This is a genomic window from Micrococcus sp. KRD070, assembly GCF_017168435.1.
GTDB lineage: Bacteria > Actinomycetota > Actinomycetes > Actinomycetales > Micrococcaceae > Micrococcus > Micrococcus luteus.
The window spans coordinates 1-20492 of the sequence record NZ_JABFNH010000015.1 but is presented as its reverse complement, the minus strand read 5'-3'; the positions used below and the strand labels follow the sequence as shown (position 1 = coordinate 20492).

Sequence of the window (20492 nt, the reverse complement as noted above, 5' to 3'; positions counted from 1 at the left end):
CCCTGCGCCCGGATGGAGCCCGTGAGGACACCGCCCGCCGCGTGGGCGCCGTCCTCGCCGAGGCCTTCGCCACGGACCCGTACACGCTCGGGCTCGTGCCCGAGGACCGGCGCGGGCCCCGCCTCGAGCGCAAGTTCACCGCCGCCGTGCGCCAGGGGCTGCGCGCGGGGGCCGACGGCGCCCCGCTGGGCGCCGTGGACGTCGCCGTGGACGCGGCCGACGGCACGCTGCTCGGCGCCGCCGTGTGGACCTCCCCCGCCGCCCCCCGCGGGGTCGACGTGCCGGGCCTGCTGGCGGGGCTGCCCACCGCCGTCGCCGTCCACGGCCGCCACACCCTCGCCCTGAAGCGGATCCAGGGCGCCTGCGAGCGGGCCCGCCCGGCAGGCCGGCACTGGTACCTTGAGGAGGTCGGCACCGTCCCGTCCGCCCGCGGGCGCGGGGCGGCGAGTGCGCTGGTGCGCCACGGCCAGCGCCGCGCGTCGGGTCTGCCCGTGCACCTCGAGGCGTCCGTGCCCGCCACCGTCCCGTTCTATGAGCGGCTCGGCTTCCGTGCGACCGGCCACGTGCCCGTGCCCGGGGGCGAGCCCCTGACCTGCCTGCGCTGGGAGGCCTGAGATGAGACACCCGATCCCCGACTACCTGGCGAGCCTGGTCACCGAGCTCGGCGCCGTGAACCCGGGCGAGACGGCCCAGTACATCCCCGTGCTCGCGGAGGCGGACCCGGACCGCTTCGGCATCGCGCTGGCCACCCCCACCGGGCGGCTGCATTTCGCGGGCGACGCGGACGTGGAGTTCACCATCCAGTCCGCGTCCAAGCCGTTCACGTACGCGGCCGCGCTCGTGGACCGGGGCTTCGCCGCCGTGGACCGGCAGGTGGGGTTGAACCCCTCGGGCGAGGCCTTCAACGAGCTCTCCCTCGAGGCGGAGTCGCACCGCCCGGACAACGCCATGATCAACGCCGGCGCGCTCGCGGTGCACCAGCTGCTCGTGGGACCGGAGGCGAGCCGGAAGGAGCGGCTGGACCGGGCCGTGGAGATCATGTCCCTGCTCGCCGGGCGTCGGCTCTCGGTGGACTGGGAGACGTACGAGTCCGAGATGGCGGTCTCGGACCGCAACCTCTCCCTGGCGCACATGCTCCGCAGCTACGGGGTGCTGCAGGACTCCGCCGAGGAGATCGTGGCCGGGTATGTGGCGCAGTGCGCCGTGCTCGTCACCGCCAAGGACCTCGCTGTGATGGGCGCGTGTCTGGCGACCGGCGGCATCCACCCGATGACGGGAGAGCGGATGCTGCCGTACATCGTGGCGCGGCGCGTGGTGTCCGTGATGACCTCCTCCGGCATGTACGACGCCGCCGGGCAGTGGCTCGCCGACGTCGGGATCCCGGCCAAGTCCGGGGTGGCCGGCGGTGTGCTCGGCGCGCTGCCGGGTCGCGTGGGGATCGGCGTGTTCTCGCCGCGCCTGGACGAGGTGGGCAACTCGGCGCGCGGCGTGCTGGCGTGCCGCCGCCTCTCCGAGGACTTCCGGCTGCATCTCATGGACGGGGACAGCCTGGGCGGCACCGCCGTGCGCTTCGTGGAACGCGAGGGTGACCGCGTGTTCGTGCATCTGCAGGGCGTGATCCGGTTCGGCGGTGCGGAGGCGGTGCTGGACGCGCTCACGGACCTGGACACCGGTGCGGAGAAGCCCGGCACCGGGTGGGACGCCGCCGTCTACCCGCGGTGGCAGGAGGCCGCGGCGGACAGCGCGGCGCTCGCGGCCGCGACCAGCGGCGGTGCGGTGCACGAGGCCGCCGCCGTGGCCGCCCGAGATGAGAACGACGGGCCCATCCGCACCGTGGTGCTCAACCTCACGCGGGTGGACCGGATCGACGACGTCGGCCGACGGCTGATCGCCGAGGGCGTGCGCCGGCTGCAGGCCGACGGCGTGCGGGTGGAGGTCGAGGATCCGGAGCGCATCCTGCCGCTGGAGGAGGCCGGCGCCCACTGAGGCGGCGGGGCGGGCAGGAGGGGGGGCGCGGCGGTGTTCTCCGTCTCGCCCCCTTTCGTTCAACTGCTGTTCATGTGAGAATGGGCGGTCTCATCCCTTGACCCCGCCGTTCGAGGACGACCCCCCATGCCCCTTTCCACCCTCCGCGTCAGCCTGCCCTCCGTCCGCCGCACCCGCCCCGCCCCGCAGGGGGTCCGTGAGCGGATCGCGCACGCCGTCGTGTCCCGGCTGCAGCCGCGTCCCGTGCCGCCGGTGGACCGTCGGAGCCGCCTGGCGTGGCAGGTCTCGGGGGCACTGCCGCTGATCGGGTGCCTGACCTCGTTCCCCATCGGGATGTCCAAGGACTCCATGGTGATCCCGGGCGTCGGCTATCAGGGCGGGTTCCCCGCGGGCTGGTCCCACGCCCTCAACCAGCCGGCGTACTTCACGTGGCTGTCCAACGCGCTGGTCGCGGGCACGTCGCTGACGCTGGCCGCGCGTCGTGAGGCGCCCACGTCGGACGCGTTCTGGGCCGTGCGCACCGCCGGCCTCGGCTCGGTGATGGTCACGGGGATCGTCTACAACGCGGTGCTGCGTGGCCGCGAACAGGACACCTTCCTCTACCGGTTCAACGACGCGCTGCAGCACATCGTCAACCCCGTGCTCGCCCCGGCGGTGTGGGCGCTGTTCGACCCGCGCGGGCAGATCACGCCGCGGCGCGCCGGGCTGGCCTCGGTCATCCCGCTGATGTGGGCGGCGGTGACCATGGCGCGCGGGCCCCGCATCGACTGGTACCCGTACCCGTTCCTCGACGTGCCGCGGCTCGGCCGCCGCAGCGTGGGCGTCGTGCTCGCCGGGATCCTGGCCGGCTTCACCGGGCTCATGGGCGTGCTCGGCACCGTGGACCGCCGCCTCGGCCTGGCCTGAGGGGCCGTCCCCGGCGCTAGCGGCCGGCGCCCGGCGCTGGCGGCGCCTCAGTCGCCGCGGACGGCCTCGGCCACGGGCACGTCGCCGTCCACGAAGTCGATCTTGCGGCCCACCGTGCCCGGCTCGTTGAGCACGGCCACGATCGCCCGGGCGACGTTGCCGCGGCTGGCCTCACGCTGCGAGGCGTCGGAGTCGGACAGGTCCGGGTCCACGGTGATGCGGCCGGACGCCTCCTCCTCGGTCAGGGCGCCGGGGCCGAGGATGGTCCAGGCCAGCCCGGAGTCCCGCAGTGCCTCGTCCGCCTCTGCCTTGGCCTGCGCGTACGTGTAGAAGGGGTCGTCCTCGGGCACGTCGTGGTGCAGGGACGCGCCGAGGTAGGACACCATCACGTAGCGCCGCACACCCGCGGCCTCGGCGGCGCGCATGCTGGCGACGGCGGCGTCGTGGTCCACGGCCCGGGTGCGCTGGGCGTCCCCGCCGCCGGCGCCCGCGGAGAACACGACGTTGTCCGCGTCGCGCAGCGCGTGGAGCAGCTCCTCCTGATCCGCCTTCTCGATGTCCAGGACGAGCGGTTCGGCGCCGGCGGCGCGGACGTCCTCGGCGTGGTCGGGGTTGCGGATGAGGGAGACGACGTCGTGGCCGGCCTCCGCCAGCAGGGGTGCGGCGAGCAGGGCCACTTTGCCGTGGCCGCCGATGATCACGGTGCGGGTCATGGGGATCTCTCCTTCGGTTCGATCGGGTGCTGGACTTCCACAGTAGGGAGAGCCCGCCGCCGGTGCGAGGGTGGAGCGGCGCGCGACCGCCACCCCACTCCTCAGCTCTCCGCCTGACCCTCCCGCCAGTAGCCCATGAAGGAGACGTGCTTCTTCGGCACGCCGCCGGGGCCCACGCTGAGCCGGCGCAGGGCGCGCACCATCGCGGACTCCCCGGCGAGGAACACGTAGGCCTCGGGCCGTTCGTCGGCCTCGAGGGCGGCGACGGTCCACTCGCGCTCGACGGAGGCCGCGGGCGGCGCGACCGGCCCGCCGGCGTCGTCGGGGTCCACGCCCAGCAGGGCGGCGAGGCGGGCGTGCGCCCAGGACCCCGACGGCGCCCCCGGCGCCCGGCGGCCCACGTGCAGGCGCACGCGGCCCCGGTCCGCCAGCTCCGTCACGGCCCGCCAGTCCCACGGCTCGGGGACGGCCAGGCGCTCGGCGATGAGGTCGGCGGCCTGACCGTCGTGGGGCAGCTCGAGCACGAGGTCCGCCTCGCCGTCGAACCCGCCGAACGGGTCCGCGAGCTCCTCCGCCACGGACACCAGGGCGGGGACGGCGGTCTCGTCGCCCACGGCCAGCACACGGCGCGCCCTCGTCTGCCGCCACCCGGACCACGCCGGCGCCTCCGCCGAGGGCACCAGCACGTTCACCGCGTCCCCCGCCTGGACGGCGCGCGCCCAGCGCAGGCCCGGCCCCTGATGCGGGTCGGCGGGGTCGTCCGGGTCGCCGTGCAGCACCACGTCCACGGTCAGCGAGGGCACCTGCCGCCCGTCGAGCCGCACGAGCCCGGCCGAGCGCACCGTGTACGTGCGCATCCAACCGCGCTCCTCCTCGGGGATGGCCAGGAACCCGGCGCGGAACCCGGCGGACAGGTCCGGGTCCGCCGACGTCCCGCCCGGCGGGGGGATCAGCAGCTTCACATAGGAGTCCCGGCGCGGCCGCGCGCCCCGGTACAGGGCGTGCAGGTCGGCGACGCCGGGCGGCAGCAGTCCCAGCAGGTCCCCGCTGGCGGCCTCCAGGTCCGGGCCCGCCAGCACGATCCGCCGGAACCCGCGGCACGGCTGCTCCACGGACACCACGCGCGTGTGCGCCACGATCATGCCGTCGGCGCTCATCGGCGGTCCCCGGCCCCGCGCGGCAGCACCACGGGGTGGCCCAGCAGCGGGTCGGCCACCACGTCCGCGTCCAGGCCGAACACCTCGGCCAGCACCTCCGGCACGATCACCTCGCCCGGCGTGCCCTGCGCCACGACCCGGCCCGCGGCCATCGCCACGATGTGGTCCGCGCTGCGCGCCGCCAGGTTCAGCTCGTGCAGCACCGCGACGACGGTCGCCCGGCCCCCGCCGCGCGGGTCCGGGAGGGCGCGCACCAGGTCGAGCACCTCCACCTGATGGCTGAGGTCGAGGTAGCTCGTGGGCTCGTCGAGGAGCACCACCGGGGTCTGCTGGGCGAGCACGAGGGCGAGCCACGCCCGCTGCCGCTGCCCGCCGGAGAGCGTGCCGGCCTCGCGCTCGGCGAGCTCCACGAGGTCGGTGCGCTCGAGCGCCGAGGCGATCGCGGCGTCGTCGCCGGCGGCCCGGCCGCCCAGGAGCCCGCGGTGCGGGTGACGGCCGCGCGCCACGAGCTGCGCCACCGTCATGCCCTCGGGCGCCACGGGATGCTGGGGCAGCAGCGCCACGGTGCGGGCGTAGTCGCGCGCGGACACGCGGGCGGCGTCCCGGCCGAGCACCTCCATGCTCCCGGCGCGCGGGGCGAGCTGGCGGGTCAGGCCGCGCAGCAGCGTGGACTTGCCGCAGCCGTTGGCGCCGATGATCGCGGTGACGCGCCCGGCGGGCACGTCCAGGTCGAGGTCCTCGACGATCGGCGGTGCCGAGACCGGGCCGTAGCCGAGCGTCAGGCCGCGCAGGCGGATCGCGACGTCGTCGGCGGCCCCGGCACGCGGTGCGGCGGGGGACGGGACGGTGAGCGGGGGAGCGGTCATGCGGAGCGCACGCCTCCTGGGGTCCGGCCCTGGCGCAGCAGCAGCCAGAGCATGAGCGGGGCGCCGGCGGCGCCGGTGAGCACACCGGTGGGCAGGGCGGCGCCGGTGAGCAGGGGGACGGCCTCGCCGGCCACGAGGTCCGCGAGCAGCACGAGTGCGGCGCCCGTGAGCGCCGCCGCGGGCAGGGAGGGCAGGCCGCGGGTGAGCCCGCGCGCCAGCGGGGTGGCCAGCAGCGCCACGAACGCCAGCGGCCCCACGACGGCGGTCGCCACGGCGGCCAGCACCGCGCCGAGCCCCAGCGCCGCGGCCGAGGTGGGGCGCGGTCGGGCGCCGAGGGCGTGCGCGAGGTCCGGGCCGACGTCGGCGGGGGCCAGCCGCGCGTGGAGCACCCCCGCCAGCGGCAGGGCGGCCACGAGGACGCCCGCGAGCAGCGCGATGCGGCCCCACGTGACCCCGTTGAGCGAGCCGGCGATCCAGACGGTGGCCGACTGCAGGTCGTGCTGGGCCAGCGAGAGCATGGCCCCGGCCACCACGGCCTGGCCCGCCGCCGCCACCGCGATGCCGGCCACCACGAACCGTTCGCCGCCCACCGAGCGGGCCGTGGCGAACACGGCGACCACCGCCGCGAGGCCACCGATCAGTGCCGTGGCGGCGCGCATCAGGTCCGATCCTCCGCCGGTCTGCCCGGCGGTCGCCAGCATCCCCAGCACGACCGCCGCCGCGGCGCCCTGGGTGACGCCCAGGATGTCCGGCGAGGCCAGGGGGTTGCGCAGCGTGCGCCGGTAGAGCGCGCCGGCCGCGCCCAGGGCGGCGCCGGTGAGCACTGCGGCCACGGCGCGGGGCAGCTTCTCCTCCAGCACGATGAAGCTCGCTCCCGGGATCGTCTCCCCGCCCAGGATCCGCACGAGGTCCGGGACGGTCACCTGGTACGTGCCCCACACCACGCGCAGCAGGGCGAGGACCAGCACGGCCACGGCGAGGCCCGCGCAGGCCCCTCCGAGGCGGCGCCGGTCGGCGCGGCGCAGGCGGGCGACGACGTCGTCCGAGGCGGTGCGCTGGACGCTCATGCGGCCACCCCCGGGCGGCGCAGCAGCGCCAGCAGCACGGGCACGCCGAGCAGGACGGTGGTCACCCCGAGGTGGATCTCCCCGGGCGCCACGACGAGCCGCCCGGCGAGGTCCGCGAGGATCACGAGGACGGCGCCCCACAGGGCGCAGCCGACCATCAGGGCCCGCGTGCTCGGCGGCCGCAGACGGCGCAGCGCGTGGGGCACGAGCAGCCCCACGAACCCGACCGGCCCGGCCAGCGCCACCGCCGCGGCCGTGAGCAGCACGACCGCGCCCAGCAGCACCGCGCGCACCCGCTCCGGGCGCCCGCCCAGGCCGTGCGCGAGGTCGTCGCCGAGGGCGAGGGCGTCGAGCCCGGGGGCCACGGCGACGGCGGCGAGCAGCCCGACGGCGATCACGGGCGCCAGGGCGAGCGCCTCGCCGAGGTCGGCGCGGGCCACCGTGCCCACGGCCCAGAACCGCAGTCGGTCCTGGACCGTGGGGGAGAGCACGAGCAGCGCCGTGGTGCCGGCGGTGGCGCCGGCGGTGATCGCGGCGCCGGCCAGCACGAGCGCCATGGGGGAGGGGGCGCCGGGCGTCCGGCCCCTCCGCGTGGCGGCCGCCGCCACCGCGTAGCCGAGCGCCGCCGCGACCAGCGTCCCGACGGCGGCCAGCGCCAGCACCCCGAACGTGGAGCCGGCGACGCCGAGCGCCATGCCCGCCGCCACGGCCAGCCCCGCGCCGGCGGAGAGCCCGAGCAGCCCCGGGTCACCGAGCGGGTTGCGGGTGGCCCCCTGCAGGGCCGCGCCGGCCACGGCCAGCGCCGCCCCCACCAGCGCCCCCGTCACCACGCGGGGCACGCGGGAGGCCACGGCCGCCGCCTCGATGCCCTCCGGCACGGGGTGCCCGGTGAGGACCGCGCCCAGGGTGTCGAGCGCCGTCGTCGCCGGCACGGTGCGCGCGCCGAGGGCGACGCCGGCCACGAGCGCCGCCAGCAGCAGCGCCGCGGGCAGGGCGCCCATCAGCACGCCCGCGCGGACGCGGGCCGGGGAGGCCAGGGCCGTGGACGGCATGGGGAGGGATCAGCCCTGCGCGGTCTTCGCGGCCTCGGCGATCGGCGGGACGACCTTCTCGAGCGCGAACGGGATGGACAGCGGGGAGATCGCGGAGACGGAGAGGACCTCCTGCTCGTCCGTCTGCAGGACGAGGGCGCCGGCCTTCACGGCCGGGATCGAGCCCAGCAGGGGGTCGGACTCGATGGCCTCGCGGACCGAGTCCTGGGCGGCCCAGGAGACGAACACGTCCGACTCCAGCTCGTCCGCGCGCTCGGGCGACCACGTGAAGAAGAACGCCTGGTCCTCCGGGGAGTTCTCCGTCACCACCGGCGCCTGCTCCATGCCGAGCAGCTCGAGGAACTTCGGGCGGTTGTCCACGTCCGTGTAGATGCTGATCTGGTCCGCGGCGGCGGGGTCGATGGTGCCGTAGACGAAGGACGCGCCCTGGAGGCCCGCGTGCTTCTCGCCGGCGTCCTTGATCTGCTGCTCGAGGTCCGCGATGAGCTCCTCCGCCTCCTGCTCCTTGCCGAGCACGCGGCCGATGACCTCCGTGGACTGCTGCCACGAGGTGCCGTAGGCGGGGACGTCCTTCGGGTAGGCCACGGTGGGGGCGATCTTCGAGAGGCGGTCGTAGTCCTCCTGCGTGATGCCGGAGTAGACGGCGAGGATGACGTCCGGCTTCACGGCGGCGATCGCCTCGGCGTCGATGCCGGAGGCCTCGGACCACTGCACGGGCTTCTGGGCGCCCTCGGTCTCGGCGAGCTTCGCGTCGAACCAGTCGGTGGACTTCTCCGCGTTCCCGCCGAACTCCACGGCGGCCATGCCCACCGGCACCACCCCGAGGGCGAGGGCCACGTCCTGGTTCACCCAGGACACGGTGGCCACGCGGGCCGGGCGCTGCGGGATCTCGGTGGTGCCGTAGACGTGCTCGATGCTGCGCGGGAACGCGGCGTCCCCGCCCGCGGCGTCTGACGACGACGCACCGGCCGACGAGGACGAGGCCGAGCCTCCGGCCGGGCCGGTGGAGCACGCGGCGAGCAGGAGGGTGAGCCCGACTCCCCCGCTGGCGAGGAGGGAGCGGCGGGACAGGGGGGACGGTGCCATGGTGGTGGCCTTTCACGGTCGCGACGCGCGGGCGCCGGGCGGAGGGGGTCGGGTCTGCGGTCGGAGGATGCGTCGGCCCTGCCGGGCCGGCATTAGCAAACACTGACGTGAGGTAACTCTGGAAGATTAGGGCAACCTAACTCCCCTGTGCAATCCCGGTGAGGGGCGTCGTCGGGGGAGGTGGGCGGGATACGGTGGCCTGGTGAGCCAGAACCCCCTCCCCGCCCCGCGCGGCGACGCGCAGCGCGGCGCCGCCGACCACCACGACCGGGTCTCCGCGATGTTCGACGCCATCGCCGGCCGCTACGACCTGATGAACGCCGTCATGACATGGGGTCAGGAGCCGCGCCTGGTGCGCCGCACGGTGGCGCGGGCCAACATCCCCGCGCAGGCCCGCGTGCTCGACCTGGCCACCGGCACCGGGGACCTCGCGTTCGAGGTGCTCAAGCAGCACCCCGACGCGCAGGTGGTGGGCGCCGACATCGCCGCCGAGATGATGGAGGTCGGCCGTGCCCGCGCGGGCGGGGACCGCATCGAGTGGGTCGTCGCGGACGCCACGGACCTGCCGTTCGAGGCCGGCTCGTTCGACGCCGTGACCCACGGCTACCTGCTGCGCAACGTCGCGGACATCCCGGCGACCCTCGCCGAGCAGTTCCGTGTGCTGCGCCCGGGCGGCTGGGTCGCGGCCCTCGAGACGTCGCCGGCGCCGGACAACGTGCTCAAGCCCTTCTCCTCCTTCTACATCCACCGGGTGATGCCACAGCTGGCGAAGCTGATCGCCGACCGGCCGGAGGCCTACGCGTACCTGTCCTCCTCGACGAAGGCGTTCCACACGCCGGACGAGGTCGCGGACCTCTTCGCCGAGGCCGGCTTCGTGAACATCGGGCACGAGACCCACATGTTCGGCACCCTGGCCACGCACTGGGCCATGAAGCCGGTCGACTGACGCGGGCCACGCGGCGCGGCGTCAGCACAGGGCGGCCCCGGTGGCGCCGCCGGATGCGTCAGGGCTGTGACGAGTCACGCTGATGTCCGCAATCCGAGAAGACTCTGGGCCGACCCGGCTGATCCGCGTAGCATGGGGCTCCGTCGAGGGGGGATCCGCGCACCCCCCGGCCTCCGGTCGCCGCCCGTCCGCCATCCCCCGGAACGGCGTCGCCCCTCCGTCGCGAGGCGCTCGTCCCCCGCAGCCCGCGACGTCCGCGTGGGCACCGTGAACCGTCTCTTGAACGTAGAGGAACCTTGTGAGCCCCATCCAGAGCACCACCGGCCCGTCATCCATGGCGGAGCTGAAGAAGGTCCTGCCCGAGCTCTCGCACCCGGACGGCGCGCCGGTGCGGGTGCTCGTCGTGGACGACGAGCCGATGATCGCCGACCTGCTCTCCATGGGCTTCACCCTCTGCGGCTGGGAGGTGATCGTGGCCCACGACGGCGCGACCGCCGCCGAGCTGGGCACCGCCGGCCGTCCGGACCTGGCGATCCTGGACGTCATGCTGCCGGACATGGACGGCCTGGACGTCCTGGAGCGCCTGCGCGCCCACTGGTCGGAGATGCCCGCCATGTTCCTCACCGCCAAGGACGCGACGGAGGACCGCGTGGCGGGCCTGGCCGCCGGCGGCGACGACTACGTGACCAAGCCCTTCTCCATGGAGGAGGTGCTGATCCGCGCCCACCGGCTCGTGCAGCGCTCCGGCGTGGTCTCGGGCGGCTCCGAGGTGCTCGTGGTCGGCGACCTGGTGATGAACACCCGCACCCACGAGGTGACCCGCGGCGGCGACGAGATCGAACTGACCGCCACGCAGTACAACCTGCTGAAGTTCCTCATGGCCAACGTCCGCACGGTGCTCTCCAAGGAGCGCATCCTGCAGGACGTCTGGGGCTACGACTTCGGCGGCCGCGCGAACATCGTCGAGCTGTACATCTCCTACCTGCGGAAGAAGATCGACGCGGACCGGGATCCGATGATCCACACCATCCGCGGCGCCGGGTATGTCATCCGGCCCGCCTGAGACCGCCGCGGTCCCGTCGGGGCACGGCAGCACCCGCCGCACGCAACCCACGTCGCTGGCCCGACGCATCGGCGCCGGCGTCCTTCTGATCCTGGTGGCCACCATCCTGGCCTACTCGTTCTTCGCGGCCGGCATCACGAAGGCCCTGCTGGCCGAATCCGCCTCCCGGGACGCCTCCGAAGCGTGGATCCGCGCCTCGGAGCAGCTGACGGCCCCCTCGCCGGGCGGAGGGGGCGACGCCCGCCCCGGGGAGGGGTACCTGCGCGCGCCGGGCACCCTCGGCCAGCCCGAGGGCACGGTGGTCGCGCTCGTCCCGCTCTCCGGTCTGGAGGCGCATCAGCAGGACGCCCTCACCGGGCACCGGGTCGGTGACACCGGGGAGTCCGTGCCGCTCACGGCGCAGGAGGCCCACGACCTCCTCCACGCCGTCCGGGACAGGCCGGGCGGGCCGATGCTGGACGCCGTCGTCGGCGACGTCTCCTATCGCGTCCAGGCCCAGACCCTGACCGCGCCGGGCCCCTGGGTGGCCGCGGACCAGGTACTCGTGGTGGGGGCGCCGACGGGCGCCATGTCCGACGTCGCACGGCAGGCGCTGCTCGCGGTCGCCGTCGGACTGTCCGTCACCGTCCTCACCACCGCGATCCTGGTGACCCTGTGGCTGCGTCGGGGACTGGCCCCGCTGCGCGAGGTCGCCGCCGTCGCCGAGCGGGTCGCCCAGGTGGACATGGCCCGCGCCGGGCTCGATCCGGAGGACTCACGCATGCCGCCTCGGCTCCTGCAAGGGCCGGACGAGGTGGCTGTCGTCGCCCAGGCGCTCGAACGGTTCACCGGCTCGGTCGAGGCGGCCCTGGAGCAGCGACGCGTGCAGGAGCAGCAGATGCGCCGGTTCATGGCGGACGCCTCCCACGAGCTGCGCACGCCGCTCGCCTCGGTGCGCGGCTACGCCGAGATGATCGCGATGACGGAGGAGCTCTCCGCGACCGGCCGGCGGTCGCTCGGCCGGGTGCTGTTCCAGGCCGACCGGATGGCGGCCCTCGTGGACGACATGCTCCTGCTCGAACGGCTCGAGTCCGTCTCGCGCGGCCGGGCCATGGGTCTGGAGCCCTCCGAGGAGGTGGCGCTGGCCGAACAGGTGGACCTGTCCGAGGTGGTCCTCGAGGGCGTGATGGACGCCCGCGCTGCGTGGCCGGACCACACGTGGGTGGTGGACCTGCCCGAGGGGGCGGAGCCGGGCACCCAGCGGTCCGTCACCGGCGACCGGTCGCAGCTGGCCCGCGTGGTCGGCAACCTGCTCTCCAACGCGGCCAAGCACACCCCCGTCGGGACCACCGTCACGGCCTCCGTGCGGGAGGACCGGCCCCGGCCCGGCCTCATGCTCGTCAGCGTCCACGACGACGGCGGCGGCATCCCGGCCGACCGACACGCCACCCTCTTCCACCGCTTCGTCCGCGGCCCCGGGAAGGGCCGGTCGAGCGCCCCGGGCACGGAGCCGTCCACAGGTCTGGGGCTGGCCATCGTGCGCTCGATCGCGCGCAGCCACGGCGGGGACGTGACCGTGGCGTCCGAGGACGGGTGGACGCGTTTCGACGTCGTCGTGCCCTGCACCCCGGGGCGCGCCGGGCCGGGGGCTGCGGGCTCCTGCTGCGGCTCCGCCCGGGCCGGCCGGCCCTGACCCCGGGACGGCAACCGTTGACGTACCCCCACCCCCCTGTATGTACGGTGCCTGTGTATGACCGAAAGGGTCGTCCGGGACTTCCGGCCGATCCACCCCGACGCCGGTCGGCGAAGGCCGCCGGTGAGAGGAGCACGAACATGACTGACATCCGCCGAACCGCCACTGCCCTGACCCTCGCCGCCGCCGTCGTCACCGGCCTCGGTGCCCCCGCCGCCGTCGCGCAGACCACGGCCCCGGCCACCGAGGCCGCCACGACGGCACCGGCCTCCGAGTCGCCCGCCCCCCAGGAGGAGGAGAAGGACGACAACGGCAACTGGGGCCTGTGGGGCCTGGCCGGCCTGCTGGGCCTGGCGGGCCTGGCCGGCCGCCGCAAGCGTGAGGTGCACGCCGAGCCCGTGCGCCGCGACCACCACGTGGGCGGCGCGCACCGCGACCATGACGTGCACCGCGTGGACGACCGCGCCGGCGACGTGCGCGCCGAGGGCGCGGACACCCGCCGCCCGGGCACCGGCGACGCCCGCTGACCCGACCCCGGCCGCCCCGAGCGGCCCGTGACCGCGACCCCCGCCCCTCCGGCGGGGGTCGCGGCGCGTCCGGGGCGGGTCTCGAATGCGCCCGTCAGTCCGCGGTGTCCCCCGCCGAGGGCGCGGCGCGCAGCACCGCGTCCGTGAGGCGGTCCAGGGCCGCGGTCCCGGCCGTCCAGCGCTGCCAGTGCAGGTGCACGTCGGCTGCGCCGAGGGCCGGGATCGGCTCGAGGTCGGGGTGCCGGCCCTCGAGCACGCCCGGCGGGATCTGCACCGAGGGGAGCATGCCCCAGCCCAGCCCGAGCTCCACCGCCCGCAGATACGCGTGCACGGACGGCACGAGGTGGGTCGGCGGGTCGGCCACGGGCCGGCCGCGGGTGACGCGGCGCAGCACCGTGTGCTGCAGGCCGTCGCGGGGGCCGTAGTCCACGATCGGCAGCGTGCCGAAGTCGACCCGGCCCCGCGCGTCGCGGTGCAGCTCCAGCAGGAAGGACGCGCACACCGCGTGATAGCGCATCGTGCCCAGCGGGGTGGAGGTGCACCCGGCCACGGGCGTGGGGTCGTCCGTCACGGCCGCCACGACCGCGCCCTCCCGCAGCAGGACGGCGGTGTGCTCCTGGTCCTCGGACTGCATCTGCAGGACGACGTCGTCCCACGTCGCCGCCTCGCGCAGCACGGGCTCCCACCACGTGTCGAGGGAATCCGCGTTGAGGGCCACGCGCAGCGGCACGCGGCCGCCATCGCCCCGGCCGAGCGCGGCGAGCGCCTCGTCCTCGAGTGCGAGGGTCTGCCGGGCGAGGCGGAGCATGCGCTCTCCGGCCGCGGTCGGCCGGACGGGGACGGTGCGGGCCAGGAGCACCTGGCCCACCTGCCGCTCCAGGGCCTTGATCCGCTGCGAGAAGGCCGAGCCGGAGATCCGCAGGGAGTCCGCGGCGGCATCGAAGGTGCCGTGGTCGACGGCCGCGACGAGGGCGCGCAGGTGGTCGGAGTTCATGCGGTCCAGGGTAGGGGTCGCCATGAAGGATGTCTTCAGATCCTGAAGAAGATCGCGATGGCACGGACGTGGGACGGCTCCTATCCTCGCTCGGTGACCATCTTCGCCACCGGATTCCTGACCTACCTCGCCCTCATCGTCGCCATCGGCGCGCAGACCCTGTTCCTGCTGCGCCAGATCGTCCGACGCGACCGCGTGTGGACCGTCCTGACCGTGTGCTTCGTGGCCGATGTGGCGCTGCTCGTGCTCGGCGCCGGCGGTGTGGGCGTGGTGGCCGAGCGCTGGCCGTGGCTCGTGCCCGCGCTGACCGTGGCCGGCGTGGTCTACCTCCTCGGGTTCGCCGCGGGCGCGCTGCGCTCCGCCTGGCGCGGGGACCGGACCCTCAGCACCGCGGCCGCGGACGTCGAGGGGACCGGGCACGGCCCCGACCGCATCGACCTCGCGGTCCTCACCGGTGAGCTGCCGCTGATCGACCCGGCGACCGGCCGCCTGGCCGAGCGCGACCGCGAGCCGGCCGGGGCCGGCGTCGGGCGTCACGACGACGGCGCGCCCGGCTTCGGCGCTCCCTCGGGCGGCGGGTCGGTGGCGGTGCGGCAGTGCGTGCAGCCGCGCCGCGTGGCGCTGGACCGCCCGCAGACGCCGCTGCCGCGGATCATCCTGCTGGCGCTGTCCGTCTCCCTGGTGAACCCGCACGCCATCCTCGACACGGTGGTGATGATGGGCACCTTCGCGCAGACGTTCGGGGCGGCGAAGTGGGCGTACGTGGGCGGCGCGGTGGCGGCCTCGCTCGTGTGGTTCACCGCGCTCGGCTGGGGCGGCACCAAGCTCGCCCCGTCCATGGACTCGGCGCGGACGTGGCGGATCGTGGACGCCGTGGTGGGCGTGCTCATGCTGGGAATCGCCGTGAAGGTGGGGCTCACGCTCCTCTGAGCCGCCCGGGGAGGATGATGGGGGCATGAGTCCTTCCCCCTCCGACTCCGCCCCCACGCCGACCGTCGCAGCCGGGGAGGTCATCCGCGTCTCCGCCGTCGTGCTGGCCCGCCCGGACCGCCGCGTGCTGACCGTCCGCAAGGCCGGCACCGCCATGTTCATGTTCCCCGGCGGCAAGCACCTGCCCGGCGAGGCCCCCGTGGACACCGCCGTCCGCGAGGTGGCCGAGGAGACCGGGCTGCGCCTGCGCCCGGACGAGCTGACCCGCCTCGGCGCGTGGGACACCGCCGCCGCCAACGAGCCCGGCGCCGCCCTGCACTCGGAGGTGTTCGCGCTGTGGCGGCCCGTCGCCCGGCACGAGGTCCCCGAGCCGACGGACGAGATCGTCGAGCTGCACTGGATGGACCCCGCCGCCCCGGCCGCACCGGGCGGGCACGGCGTGGCCCCGCTGCTGCACCCCGTGCTGGCCGCCGTCACCGCAGCGCCCCCGTTCTGACCTCCAGGCGGGCCGACCGGCCCGCGCTGATGTCCGCACCGGCCACTAGCCTGGCCGGGTGACGTCGCTGCTCCGCATCCTGCGCTTCGCGCCCCAGCTCCACCGCCTCTACCTCGGCATCGCCGTCAGCTCCGTGCTGGCCGCGGTGCTGGCCCTGGCCACCCCGTTCCTGATCGGTGCGGCCACGGACCGGATCGTCGCCGCCGTCGCGGGGGAGACCGGTGTGGCCGAGGCCGTCACCGCGGTGACCTGGCTGGCGGTCGCGTTCCTCGCCGTCGAGGTGGCGACCACCCTGGTGGTGAGCGTCGGCGGCTACTGGGGCGACGTGATGGCCGCGCGCATGCGCACCATTCTCTCCACGCGGTACTTCGAGCAGCTGCTGCACCTGCCCCAGCGGTACTTCGACACCGCGATCACCGGGCGGGTCGTCAACCGGTTGAACCGCACCATCAACGAGATCACCCAGTTTCTGCAGTTCTTCGCGAACAACGCGTTCACCATGCTCGTCACCACCGCCGCGGTGCTCGTGATCACGGCGTTCTACTGGTGGCCGCTGGCGATCCTGCTGGCCGTCGTCTTCCCCGTGTACATGTGGCTCACCGCGCGGACGTCCGCGAAGTGGCAGGTGTGGGAGGGGGAGAAGAACACGGAGGTGGACGTCGCCTCGGGGCGGTTCGCCGAGGTGGTCTCCCAGATGTCCGTGGTGCGGGCCTACAACCGGCAGGACCACGAGCTCACCGGGTTCCGCGACCGGTTCCTGCGGACCGTGGAGATCACCCGGCAGCAGTCCCGGTTCTGGCACGGCATGGACGCCGGGCGCCGGCTCGCCCTGAACGTGGCCTTCGGCGCGATGTACCTGATCGTGTTCGTCCGCACCGCGCAGGGCCTGTTCTCCGTGGGCGACATGGTGATCCTCCTGCAGCTGATGAACATGGCCCGGCAGCCGATCTTCTCCATGAGCTTCCTCGTGGACTCCGCCCAGCGCGCCGTCGCCGGGTCGAAGGACTACTTCGAGGTGCTCGCCGAGGAGCGCGAGCGGGCCGGCGGGGCGGCGCTCGCGGCGGTGGGTGCGGAGGAGCCGCGCGTGCCGGCGGAGCCGCGGGCCGACGTCGTGGCGGGTGCGCCGGACGTCCCCGCGGACGTGCCGGCCGTGCGCTTCGACGAGGTCTCCTTCGCCTACGACGCCGACGCCTCCCGCCCCGTGCTGGACCGCGTGTCCTTCGACATCCCTCAGGGTGCCAGGGTGGCGCTCGTGGGCGAGTCGGGCGGCGGGAAGTCGACCATCGCGCACCTGCTGCTGGGCCTGTACCCGGTGACGAGCGGACGCATCGAGGTGTTCGGACAGGACGTCGCCGGGCTGGACCTGGCCGTGCTGCGCGGGCGGATCGCCACCGTGTTCCAGGAGCCGAGCCTGTTCTCCGGGACGGTGCGCGAGAACATCGCCTACGCGGACCCCGACGCCTCCGACGAGCGCGTCCGGGCCGCCGCCGAGGCCGCGTACGCGCACCGGTTCGTGGAGGCGTTCGACGACGGCTACGAGCAGGTGATCGGCGAGCGCGGGCTGCGGCTGTCCGGCGGGCAGAGGCAGCGGATCGCGGTGGCGCGGGCCGTGCTGAAGGACGCGCCGATCCTCGTGCTGGACGAGGCCACCTCCGCGCTGGACACGAAGTCCGAACGGCTCGTGCAGGCGGCCCTGGAGGACCTGATGGTGGGGCGGTCGAGCCTGATCGTGGCGCACCGGCTGAGCACGATCGCGTCCGTGGACCGGATCGTCACGCTGCGCGGCGGGCAGGTGCAGGAGATCGGGACCCCGGCCGAGCTGGCCGCGTCCGGCGGGATCTACGCGCAGCTGCTCGAGCTGCAGAGGGCCGGCACCCAGGAGGCCCGGAAGATGCTGAAGGAGTACGGGCTGAGCGGGTGATCCCGGAATCTTCTGCGGATCCGACCCTTCCGAGCGCTGCGCGGCGGCCCAGAAGGGTCAGATGTGCAACGGATTCCCAGTGCGCGGCAGGACGTCCACGACGACGTCGGCCCGACGCCTCCGCAGGGCCTGTGGACAACCGGGCCCGCCGACGTCGGGAGCGAGCAGGATCGGGGCCATGCGCGTGCCCGGACCCTTCCCCGCCCACCTCCAGGACGCCCCGTTCACGCGGGCGCAGGCGCTGGCCGCCGGGGTGTCCGGGTCGCGGCTGCGCAGCCGGGACGTCGAACGCGTCGCGCACGGCCACTACCGCTGGATCGGCCCCGTCACCGGGGCGACGCCGCCCGCGCGTCCCCTCGCCACCGAGCTGTCCCGGCTGCAGGACCTGGCGGCGATGCGTCCCGACGTCGTGGTGACCGGAGAGTCCGTGGCCCGGCTGCTGGGCTGGCCCCTCCCGGACGACGTGAAGGCCCGGGTGCGTCCTACCGTCCTGCGGTCCCGCACCCGCCGGGTGCTACGGGAGCCCGGCGTGCGCACCCGGCTCGTGGACCTGGACCGCGTCCTCGTGCGGAGGGACCGGCTGCACGGGCTGCGATGGACCTCGCACGCCGACACCTGGTTCCACCTGGCCACCGTCCTGGACCGAGACGCGCTCGTGGCGGTCGGAGATCGGCTGGCACGGGAGGACGAACGGCGGGGGAAGGTCGCGCTGGCCACCCGCCGGGAGCTCGGCGCCGCGCTCGAGCGGCACACCGGCGAGGCCGGGATCGTGCGGGCGCGGGAGGCGCTCGCGCTCGTGCGCACCGGTTCCGACTCCCCGGCCGAGACCGAACTGCGCCTGGCGCTGATGGCCGCGGGGCTGCCCGAGCCGGACCTGCAGATCGAGCTCTGGGACCCGGACTACTCGCTGTGGCACCCCGCCAGCGCGGACCTCGGCTACCGGCGGTGGCGGATCGCGATCCACTACGAGGGCAAGACCCACGACGGCGCCGCGCAGGTCGGCAAGGACACCCGCCGGGACGCGGTGTTCCTGCGTCAGGGCTGGCTCAACATCCGGGTGGCGGGGACGGACCGGTGGCGGGGATTCGTCGAGACGGCGGGGCTGGTGCGGGCCGCGATCGCGGAGCGTGGCGGTCTCGACGCCGGTGGCGCGGAGGATCGTCTGCGGAACTGACCCTTCTGGGGCGGGAGCGGACGTCCAGAAGGGTCAGGGGCGCAGAAGATTCCGGAAGGCCGACGACGGCGCCGCGTCACGCGACGACGCACCGCGGTCGCGCTCCTACCATGACGGGATGACCGCACCGGATCCCGCCCCCACCGACGCCCGCCGCGCGGAAGACCGCTCCGCACGCATCGCCGTCACCGTCTTCCCGCTGCTGGTGCTCGCCGCCGCGCTCGTGGGCTTCCTCGCCCCGACCGCCGCGAAGACGCTGCTGCCCCAGGTCAACCTGTTCCTCGGGATCATCATGTTCGGCATGGGCCTGACGCTGACCCTTCCGGACTTCGGCCTCGTCGCCCGCCGGCCGCTGCCCGTGCTGCTGGGCGTGGTGGCGCAGTACGCGATCATGCCGCTGCTGGGGCTCGGCGTCGCCGTCGTGCTCCAGCTGCCGCCCGAGCTCGCGGCGGGCGTGATCCTCGTGGGCTCGGCCCCGGGCGGCACGTCCTCGAACGTGGTCAGCTACCTCGCCCGCGCCGACACCGCCCTCTCCGTGGCCATGACCTCCGTGTCCACGCTCCTGGCCCCGCTGCTCACGCCGTTGCTCACCCTGTGGCTGGCCGGCCAGTACATGGCCGTCGACGGCGGCGCCATGGCGAAGTCCATCGTGAACATCGTGCTCCTGCCGGTCCTGGGCGGACTCGTCGTGCGCCTGCTGCTGCGCCGCGTCGTCGACCGCGTGCTGCCCGCCCTGCCGTGGGTCTCGGTGGTGTTCATCGCGCTGGTGGTGGCCGCCGTCGTCGGCAACAGCGCCTCCCGCGTGCTGTCGGCGGGCCTGCTGGTGTTCGCAGCGGTGGTGCTGCACAACGGGCTCGGCTACCTGCTCGGCTACGGCGCGGCGAAGCTGTTCCGGCTGCCCACGCCCGTGGCGCGCACGGTCTCGATCGAGGTCGGCATGCAGAACTCGGGCCTGGCCGCGGGCCTCGCCGCGCAGTACATCTCGCCGGCGGCGGCCCTGCCGGGCGCCGTGTTCTCGATCTGGCATAACCTCTCCGGGGCCGTGCTCGCGATGGCCTACCGCCGTTCCGACGGCCGGCGCGCCGCGCAGGAGTGAGGGCCGCGGCGCAGGTCAGCCCTGCGCGGGCGGCTCGTTGATTTGGAACGTGGCCCCGGCGGGGTCCTGCACGGTGGTGACGCGGCCGAACGGGGAGTCCTGGGGGCCGTCCAGGACCGTGCCGCCGTGCTCGCGGATCACCTCGAGCGCGCGGTCCGTGTCCGCGACGGCGATGTACATGCGCCAGTACCCCACCGCGTTCGGCGGCAGCCAGGCCCGCGCGTCGCACAGGCCCGCGGTCGCGCGGTCGAACGGGTGGTTCGTCGCGTAGCGGGGCCGTCGTGGGCCGCGTCCTCGGCGTCGGCCGCGGTCTGCGTGTCCTCCGGGGCGCCGTCGTCCCCCAGCGGGGTGGGCTGCCAGCCGGCCACGGCGCGGTAGAACTCGGCGGACTCGTCGAAGCGGGTCGTCATGAGCTCGAACCACACGGAGGTGCCGGGGGTGAGCGGCAGGTCATGGCCGGCCAAGGTGCCGGACTGCCAGAAGCCCACCACCTCGTGGCCCGGGCCCTCGGCCATGGCCATCACACCGAGGTCGCCGACGGGCATGGCGTCCACGAGCACGGCGCCGCCGTTCTCCCGCACGGCGGTGAGGGTGGCGTCCATGTCCTGTGTGCGCAGGTACACGGTCCACGCGGCGGGCGGGGCGTCCTCGCCGGTCATCTGCGAGAGCTGGTCGGCGTCCATGGCGCCGCCCACGGAGGCGCCGTCCTTGGTGATCATGCGGTAGTGGCCGAACTCCTCGCCGGAGTCGGTGAAGGACCAGCCGAAGAGGGCCTCGTAGAAGGCCTGCTGGCGGGCGAAGTCGGGGGCGGTGTAGTCGATCCAGGCGGGGGAGCCGGCG

21 protein-coding genes are annotated in these 20492 nt (G+C 74.9%); 12 read left to right on the top strand and 9 right to left on the bottom strand.

Annotated features, from left to right (window positions below; translation table 11 throughout):
* The first annotated feature begins 2 nt into the window (after window positions 1-2).
* From J1M38_RS04710 to J1M38_RS04700, 3 genes are all read left to right on the top strand, one after another.
* Window positions 3-614 (top strand): GNAT family N-acetyltransferase, encoded by a 612-nt coding sequence (locus tag J1M38_RS04710; RefSeq protein ID WP_241246481.1) that lies wholly within the window; start codon window positions 3-5, stop codon window positions 612-614.
* A 1-nt stretch (window position 615) separates the two neighbouring features.
* Entirely contained in the window at window positions 616-1986 is a 1371-nt protein-coding gene (gene glsA, locus J1M38_RS04705) for a glutaminase A (RefSeq protein ID WP_134377316.1), read from the top strand.
* A 126-nt stretch (window positions 1987-2112) separates the two neighbouring features.
* Window positions 2113-2892, top strand: a complete 780-nt coding sequence (locus J1M38_RS04700; RefSeq protein WP_070709457.1) for a Pr6Pr family membrane protein — start codon at window positions 2113-2115, stop codon at window positions 2890-2892.
* Between the two features lie 47 nt (window positions 2893-2939).
* Here J1M38_RS04700 and J1M38_RS04695 read toward each other — a convergent pair whose 3' ends face one another.
* The 6 genes from J1M38_RS04695 to J1M38_RS04670 all read right to left on the bottom strand — a co-directional run bounded on the left by J1M38_RS04695 (window position 2940) and on the right by J1M38_RS04670 (window position 8833).
* Window positions 2940-3605, bottom strand: coding sequence for an SDR family oxidoreductase (locus tag J1M38_RS04695; RefSeq protein ID WP_102708656.1), 666 nt, complete (start codon window positions 3603-3605; stop codon window positions 2940-2942).
* Between the two features lie 101 nt (window positions 3606-3706).
* Entirely contained in the window at window positions 3707-4762 is a 1056-nt protein-coding gene (locus J1M38_RS04690; protein WP_063189394.1) for a siderophore-interacting protein, read from the bottom strand.
* Window positions 4759-5628 (bottom strand): ABC transporter ATP-binding protein, encoded by an 870-nt coding sequence (locus J1M38_RS04685; protein WP_102708655.1) that lies wholly within the window; start codon window positions 5626-5628, stop codon window positions 4759-4761. Before J1M38_RS04685 ends, J1M38_RS04690 begins: the two co-directional genes overlap by 4 nt.
* The gene (locus J1M38_RS04680) at window positions 5625-6695 is read right to left on the bottom strand and encodes an iron chelate uptake ABC transporter family permease subunit (RefSeq protein WP_206481708.1); all 1071 of its coding nucleotides are present in this window, start codon (window positions 6693-6695) and stop codon (window positions 5625-5627) included. The genes J1M38_RS04685 and J1M38_RS04680 overlap by 4 nt, the downstream gene beginning before the upstream one ends.
* Window positions 6692-7747, bottom strand: a complete 1056-nt coding sequence (locus J1M38_RS04675; RefSeq protein ID WP_113914254.1) for an iron ABC transporter permease — start codon at window positions 7745-7747, stop codon at window positions 6692-6694. Before J1M38_RS04675 ends, J1M38_RS04680 begins: the two co-directional genes overlap by 4 nt.
* 9 nt (window positions 7748-7756) lie before the next feature.
* Entirely contained in the window at window positions 7757-8833 is a 1077-nt protein-coding gene (locus J1M38_RS04670; protein ID WP_102708653.1) for an iron-siderophore ABC transporter substrate-binding protein, read from the bottom strand.
* A 202-nt stretch (window positions 8834-9035) separates the two neighbouring features.
* Here J1M38_RS04670 and J1M38_RS04665 point away from each other — a divergent pair, with 202 nt between their 5' ends.
* From J1M38_RS04665 to J1M38_RS04645, 4 genes are all read left to right on the top strand, one after another.
* A complete protein-coding gene (locus tag J1M38_RS04665) occupies window positions 9036-9779 on the top strand; it encodes a ubiquinone/menaquinone biosynthesis methyltransferase (protein ID WP_036314489.1) in 744 nt (247 codons plus the stop codon).
* Window positions 9780-10113: 334 nt separating this feature from the next.
* The gene (locus J1M38_RS04660; RefSeq protein ID WP_060974070.1) at window positions 10114-10842 is read left to right on the top strand and encodes a response regulator transcription factor; all 729 of its coding nucleotides are present in this window, start codon (window positions 10114-10116) and stop codon (window positions 10840-10842) included.
* A gap of 94 nt (window positions 10843-10936) precedes the next feature.
* Window positions 10937-12514: a cell wall metabolism sensor histidine kinase WalK gene (locus tag J1M38_RS04650; RefSeq protein WP_245245394.1), complete on the top strand. Its 1578-nt coding sequence runs from the start codon at window positions 10937-10939 to the stop codon at window positions 12512-12514.
* Between the two features lie 140 nt (window positions 12515-12654).
* On the top strand, window positions 12655-13041 hold the full coding sequence (locus tag J1M38_RS04645) for a WGxxGxxG family protein (protein ID WP_036314487.1): 387 nt from the start codon (window positions 12655-12657) through the stop codon (window positions 13039-13041).
* Window positions 13042-13135: 94 nt separating this feature from the next.
* Here J1M38_RS04645 and J1M38_RS04640 read toward each other — a convergent pair whose 3' ends face one another.
* Window positions 13136-14059 (bottom strand): ArgP/LysG family DNA-binding transcriptional regulator, encoded by a 924-nt coding sequence (locus J1M38_RS04640; RefSeq protein WP_080772570.1) that lies wholly within the window; start codon window positions 14057-14059, stop codon window positions 13136-13138.
* 69 nt (window positions 14060-14128) lie between these two features.
* Here J1M38_RS04640 and J1M38_RS04635 point away from each other — a divergent pair, with 69 nt between their 5' ends.
* The 5 genes from J1M38_RS04635 (at window position 14129) to J1M38_RS04615 (ending at window position 19652) form a co-directional block, all read left to right on the top strand.
* Window positions 14129-14965 (top strand): LysE/ArgO family amino acid transporter, encoded by an 837-nt coding sequence (locus tag J1M38_RS04635; RefSeq protein ID WP_230594488.1) that lies wholly within the window; start codon window positions 14129-14131, stop codon window positions 14963-14965.
* Window positions 14966-14990: 25 nt separating this feature from the next.
* A complete protein-coding gene (locus tag J1M38_RS04630) occupies window positions 14991-15461 on the top strand; it encodes an NUDIX domain-containing protein (protein ID WP_041104087.1) in 471 nt (156 codons plus the stop codon).
* A 58-nt stretch (window positions 15462-15519) separates the two neighbouring features.
* The gene (locus J1M38_RS04625) at window positions 15520-17382 is read left to right on the top strand and encodes an ABC transporter ATP-binding protein (protein ID WP_206481670.1); all 1863 of its coding nucleotides are present in this window, start codon (window positions 15520-15522) and stop codon (window positions 17380-17382) included.
* 178 nt (window positions 17383-17560) lie between these two features.
* On the top strand, window positions 17561-18556 hold the full coding sequence (locus tag J1M38_RS04620) for a hypothetical protein (protein ID WP_036314481.1): 996 nt from the start codon (window positions 17561-17563) through the stop codon (window positions 18554-18556).
* 118 nt (window positions 18557-18674) lie between these two features.
* Window positions 18675-19652, top strand: coding sequence for a bile acid:sodium symporter family protein (locus J1M38_RS04615; RefSeq protein WP_036382369.1), 978 nt, complete (start codon window positions 18675-18677; stop codon window positions 19650-19652).
* 15 nt (window positions 19653-19667) lie between these two features.
* Here J1M38_RS04615 and J1M38_RS11975 read toward each other — a convergent pair whose 3' ends face one another.
* Window positions 19668-19832, bottom strand: a complete 165-nt coding sequence (locus J1M38_RS11975; protein ID WP_241246480.1) for a VOC family protein — start codon at window positions 19830-19832, stop codon at window positions 19668-19670.
* Window positions 19790-20492, bottom strand: a 703-nt coding sequence (locus tag J1M38_RS04610) for a VOC family protein (RefSeq protein WP_241246479.1), incomplete at its 5' end; no start/stop codon positions are given. The genes J1M38_RS04610 and J1M38_RS11975, both read right to left, overlap by 43 nt.